General features: G+C 40.7%; 2 protein-coding genes, 1 tRNA gene and 2 pseudogenes. 3 read left to right on the plus strand and 2 right to left on the minus strand.

The window, feature by feature from the left end:
* A pseudogene (locus tag IM322_RS15175) lies at positions 1-832 on the plus strand (transposase); the annotation flags it as partial.
* Between the two features lie 328 nt (positions 833-1,160).
* Here IM322_RS15175 and IM322_RS15180 read toward each other — a convergent pair.
* A tRNA-Arg gene (locus IM322_RS15180) sits at positions 1,161-1,234 on the minus strand.
* A gap of 43 nt (positions 1,235-1,277) precedes the next feature.
* Between IM322_RS15180 and moaC the strand changes: the two genes are divergently transcribed.
* On the plus strand, positions 1,278-1,778 hold the full coding sequence (gene moaC, locus IM322_RS15185) for a cyclic pyranopterin monophosphate synthase MoaC (RefSeq protein WP_158199384.1): 501 nt from the start codon (positions 1,278-1,280) through the stop codon (positions 1,776-1,778).
* A gap of 156 nt (positions 1,779-1,934) precedes the next feature.
* Here the strand turns inward: moaC and bchH are convergent, their stop codons facing one another.
* Positions 1,935-5,600 (minus strand): magnesium chelatase subunit H, encoded by a 3,666-nt coding sequence (gene bchH / locus IM322_RS15190; RefSeq protein ID WP_287078824.1) that lies wholly within the window; start codon positions 5,598-5,600, stop codon positions 1,935-1,937.
* Positions 5,601-5,852: 252 nt separating this feature from the next.
* On the opposite strand from bchH, the pseudogene IM322_RS15195 reads away from it, so the two are divergent.
* Positions 5,853-5,958 (plus strand): annotated as a pseudogene (locus tag IM322_RS15195) (helix-turn-helix domain-containing protein); the annotation flags it as partial.

The raw sequence follows: 5,958 nt of genomic DNA on the forward strand, positions 1-5,958 counted from the left end.
AACTGGGATATTTTCAAAGAAACTTAGGTTATATAGACCAACTAATTGCATTAGGAGCCTCCTTAACTTGTTTAAGTAAAAGACAATATAAACTGCTATTAGTCATTGAAGAAGTCTCTCGTCAACAACGGGAGATGTGGTAAGAGAAAAAAACAAGGGTTGACCAGAGAATCGTTAGTTTAAGTCAACCTCATGCCTATCGTCAGAGGCAAAGCTGGAAAACCGACGGAATTTGGGGCAAAGCTCTCGGTGTCTTGTGTAGATAATTATGTATTTTTACACCGTTTGTCTTGGGAAAACTTTAATGAATCTCAAGATTTGAAAGCGCAAGTAGAAAACTTTAAAGAGACTTATGGTTGTTAGCCAGCAATCCGTTCATGTCGAGAAAATTTATCGAACCAGAGAAAACTTGGCATGGTGTCAGGAAGCGGATGCGACCCCGCGCCGTCGCACGGAGCCAGGGAACGCGCACCAAGCAAGAGGAATAAGATTAAGTGGATTACCATTGGGAAGACCACCGAAGAATCGCAGCGCTGAAATAAAAAAACAAGCTCAGGAGGACGAGAGTTTTCGCAATGCAATAGAAGGGAAATTCGGACAAGCTAAGAGAAGATTTGGTTTAAATCTGTGCATGACGAAACTACCTGAAACTTCAGAAACGTCCATTGCTCTTACCTTTTTGGTTGTCAATCTTTCCCGACTGCTTCGGCAGTTTTTTGGGCTTTTTTTGTCTTTCTGGCTTTTTCGGCGAACAGATGAACTAAGATGCCGCCAACGCTTTAATAAAAATTATGTTAAAAGTGATTTTACTCAAGTAAAACTTATCAGTTGAACGACAAATTATTGGCACTTAATAGCATAATTCTTTGAGCGACTTTTTCAGCAAGCCCTATCTAAATAATTTAGAGCATTCTGGTAACGCTCTAAAGCAACTTGAAAGGGTGTCGGCACAGCTGCAGGAGAATTCATATTATACAATCCTAAAAGTTTAGTTTCTTTCACTGTTTGAGGGTAAAAAATACTCCAGCAAAACTGGCTGATGATACTAAATCCTGTTTAAAAAGTATAGGAAAGTGGGAAGATGGGGAGATGGGGTAAAAAAGCAAAGGAATTAGGAACCATAGGCCCCTAATTCCTGTAGTATATGCCATTGTATCTAACGGGCTTGGAGAGACTCGAACTCCCGACCTTGTGGTCCGTAGCCACACGCTCTAATCCACTAAGCTACAAGCCCTTGTTTTTCTCAACAGTAAACTACTATAGCACAGGTTCATTCAATGACGCAAGAGGGTAAAGAAAAATTATCTCATCTCGACAGCCAAGGCGAAGCCCAGATGGTGGATGTATCGGAGAAAATGCCCACTAAACGCACTGCTATCGCGCTAGGACAAGTGAGAATGCTAAAAACGACTTTTGAAGCCATAGAACAGGGAAATGCGCCTAAAGGGGACGTTTTAGGGACGGCAAGATTAGCGGGAATTATGGCTGCCAAACAAACTTCCTGCTTAATTCCTCTTTGCCATCCCTTACCCCTGCAAAAAATCAATGTTCAGATTATCCCGAAAGCAGAGTTACCCGGTTACGAAATTCGGGCAGAAGTGGTGACAAAATCGGAAACCGGTGTAGAAATGGAAGCTTTAACGGCAGTATCTGTGGCAGCCTTGACTTTGTACGATATGGCTAAAGCGTTAGAAAAATCAATCCTGATTGAAAATATCCATCTGCTGAGTAAAACAGGAGGGAAATCAGATTATCACAACAATCCCCTGTTGCCATGAGTGTGGGGTGTGGGGTGTGGGGTGTGGGGTTTTACCAATTTTCAGGGAGTCAATTACCTAATTTTCCTCCCAATCACCCCAATCGCTGGCACTTTTTGATTTCAAAAAAGCCTAAAGATATTATCCAACAAGGTTTTTAGATTTATTCAGCAGACCCTAAGTAACCCCTTCTAGTTTTTCATCGGTCAATTGATATAATTCCTGTAATTTCTCTAATTTGTCGGGGTCTGCTTGCCAAAAACCGCGACCCTGTGCTTCTAACATTCTACCGACAATATTACGGAAAGCTTCGGGATTAGCTTGACGCAATTTTTCCGCCATTTCTGCATCAAAAGCGTAGGTATCGGCTGCCTGATCATACACCCAATCGTCACTAAAATTAGCCGTACCGCCCCAACCAATTAAAGCGGTCATTCTTTGGGAGATTTCGTAGGCCCCACCGGAACCTTGATTAACCATGGCCTTGGCCCATTTAGGATTGAGTAATTTACTGCGGTATTCTAAGCGCAAAACCTCCTCTAATTTGCGGGGAGTTGTATCATTGGAAAAACTCTCGACAAAACTTGTCATTACCCGTTTACCGCTTTGTTTTTCTGCGGCTAATTTTAATCCTCCCGTGTTGCCGTAGTATTCCTGAATATCGGTTAAACCGTATTCTACCGAGTCAATTTCTTGGATAATACTTTCACTGGTTTTTAATAACTGTTGTAGCACTTCTGGCCGCGCTTGTCCCTTATCTTGACGACCATAACTAAAAACATTACGCTTTTCCCAAGTTTTCGCTAATTCGTTGTCATTGTCCCAATTTCCCTCCACTACTTGGTCATTAACTAAAGAGCCAAAATCTCCAGCAGGATTGGAAAATAAACGAGCGCTGGCATTGTCAATTCCTTGACTTTTTAAGGCTAAATAGTGCTTACGGATATAATTATCATTTTCCGATTCTTCTATCTCAGCTGCCCGCTGCATTAAATCATCTAATAACTCGATAATATTGATAAAAGTATCCCGAAAAATTCCCGATAAATTAGCCAGAATATCGATGCGCGGGTGTCCAATTTCTTCTAGGGGTTTTAATTCATACCTGACAATTCTTCCCGTCCCCTCTTTGACGGGTTCCGCACCGACTAATTCTAAGAGAATACCTAAGGATTCACCCTTAGTTTTAATCACATCTAATCCCCAGAGTAAAACCGCTACAGTTTCGGGATATTTTCCTTTTTCGGTTAAGTTTTGTTCTAGCAGTTTTTTGGCGATTTCTCGTCCGCGGGTGTAGGCTGCGGGGGAAGGCATCCGGTAGGGATCTAAAGCGTGTATATTGCGTCCTGTGGGCAAAACTCCCGCACCATCTCGGAGTAAATCACCCCCCGGTGCTGGGGGTACATATTCCCCATTTAATCCCCGCAAAAGATTAGTTAATTCCTCGCTATTTTGTCCTAATAAATTTTTAATAGCAATGCCTTCTTTAACCTTTTCATTGGTTGCTTCTTCAGCGATAATTTGCTGAAATTCTCGCTCAGATAAATCGGTAAAATAAGCATCAAGATAACCTTTTAATTCTTCCTGATTGGGAGCAGTTCCTAGGGTGTGTAAACCTGAAGAAAATAGTCTTTGTTCGACGATTTGTAGGTAATTATACACCTTGACAAAATAATCGGTTAGTGCATAGCGACTAAATAATTTGGCATTTTCTAAAGTGAATTCTATTCCCTGTTTTTCTGCTTCCAGAAAAGGACAGTCTTTAGAGATACCTGTATCAATAATTTTTTGGAGGATACTATCTCTTAAAGCGTAATTTTTCTCAGGATTTTCTCGAAATTCTGCAATCAAATCTCGCAGAATCATCAATTCTTTATATAATCCCGCTCGTCCGTAGGGTGGCACATTATGGGAAATTAACACTCCATAACCGCGACGTTTAGCTAGGATAGATTCCGAGGGATTATTAGCGGCATAAATATATAAATTCGGTAAATCTCCTAATAAAATATCTGACCAAGAATAACCGGTATTTCCTAGGGGTGAACCGGGCAACCATTCAACAGTTCCGTGCATACCAAAATGAATGATCGCATCGGTCTTAAAATCTTTTTGTAACCACTGATAAAAGGCTGCATACTGAGGGTGAGGAGTTAAATCTTTTTCAAACATTAACCGCATTGGATCCCCAGCAATTCCTAAAGGTGGTTGCACTCCAATCCAGACATTACCTAACTCAATCCCCCCTAAATGATACTGGTTGCCAACAGTTTTTATCCCCGCATCTTTCAGAGATTTCCAGTGTTTTTCGATGCGGGAGGTTAACAGATAACCTAGCCAATTTTCTAAAGTTTCTATCGATAAACGGTTTTCTTTAGAGAGATTTTCATCATCGGCAAATTTAACTTTTTGAATAATTTCTTCCCCGTCTTCGGGAATCGTTCCCACATTATAACCCTGCGCTTGTAAAGCTTGTAAAAACTTAACTAAACTCCGGGGAACATTTAATAAAGCTGCCGTACCAACTGCCCCATAACCCGGGGGAAATCCATAGAGAATGATGGCTATTTTGCGTTCTTGCGGAGGGGTTTTATGTAACTTAATCCAACTATGCAAACGTCCAGTTAAACGCTGTAATCTTTCGGGAATTAAATAGATAGTTTCCCCCACTAATCCCCCCAGAGGAATCGTATCAATTGCTCCATCTAATTCCGGTAAAGCGTATAGAACCACACTCTGTAAACCACCGATTCCCTGTCTTGTCCAAGAATAAATATCTTGAATTAATAAAGGGGCAGCGATAAGATAAGGAATATTTTTAGCGGACAGAATTCGTTTAGCCACTTCTACCTGTCTTCCTGCTTCCATAGAACCCGCAGGACCCCCCACCAAAGGAAAGCCAATCGTCGAAACAATTGCATCTACTGTCACCGCATCTTTACTTAAAGAAGGAGTTTCAATGATTCCTTTTTTTCTTTGCTGAATTTCGTAGTCTGTGGTTAACCAATCCCGAACAATTGTATGGCCTTCCACTCCGTTAATAAACACGGGTAGGGGAATTAAATTAGCCGTTTCAAAATGGCGGATTAATTGATTAATATAGGGCAATTTACTGATAACGTGCTTCCGATAAAGCAGCAGGGCAACCACTGGTTTATCAAGAGATTTATTTTTTTCATACCAAGCCAAATATTCTTGGGGAGTGAGAAAATAACCGTTATAATCGGGGTGTAATAGTCCCTTATTGGGAGTTTCGATAACTTCGGGTATTTCCCGTACTTTTAATCCTAGATATTTTTGGGCAATTACCCAACACATAGCGGCAACATTTTCCGTTCCTCCCGCATTCCAATAACCGTAAATAATTAACCAATTACGCAAATCTTGAACTTTTTTAGCGGGAATAAATTTCAGTAGTTTCGGACCGGTTTTGAGGAAACTGAGATAACCGGCTAACTTATCTTCTTCCTTGCCACTGGAAAATTTACTCAAGATAAATTGAATTGGTTTTGGCATTCCTTTTGGTTTATCCCCGATGGCAAATTCTCCCAAACGGGTTAAACTCATTAACTCTAAAGCAGACTCAAAAACTAAGCGAATCGGAATCTGTGCTGCTCGTTGCCGCAGCCAAGTAACTTGATCGTAATCGAAGATCAAACTAGCAAAAAAAACGTCGGCAGTGGCTAAAGCTTGCTCGACTATTTCCGGTTCGCTAGTTAAGGATTTATCGCTAAATACTTTTACCTCTAAATCGGGACATTTAGAACTAGCCAACAGGCCCGATTGCCGATACAAATTACTGTTAAAGGTTTCAAAGCCAACAATTAAAACAATGCTTTTCATAAGAATATATCTTTATACTAAATCCGGTTATTAAAAACTGATTATTTATTCCCCCTTTTGCATGAGTGCCTCTCCTGATATGTAGCCTATACTCAACGGATTTAGTATTAGACCAATCAGGGTGCGTTATCCTGCTTGAAAACACCCCCTGAAATAATCATCGAAAATTTTGGGTCTGAAACCCCGTCGTTCTAGGTTGGCTTTACTGTTAAATATTAACACATTTACGAAATATATGCTAAAATGCTCCCCATGGAAAAAGCCTATTGGTTTCGATTTTACCCCACACCCTAACAAGAGTCGCTATTGCGGCGCACCTTGGGCTGTGTAAGATTAGTTTACAATAAAGCTCTCCACG

Origin of the sequence: Microcystis sp. M109S1, from assembly GCF_020247025.1 — a bacterium.
Taxonomy (GTDB): Bacteria; Cyanobacteriota; Cyanobacteriia; order Cyanobacteriales; family Microcystaceae; genus Microcystis.

Excerpts from the sequence above, each read along its gene's own strand:
- moaC (WP_158199384.1), top strand. The coding sequence starts at position 1,278 with ATGACGCAAGAGGGTAAAGAAAAATTATCTCATCTCGACAGCCAAGGC.
- bchH (WP_287078824.1), bottom strand. The coding sequence starts at position 5,600 with ATGAAAAGCATTGTTTTAATTGTTGGCTTTGAAACCTTTAACAGTAAT.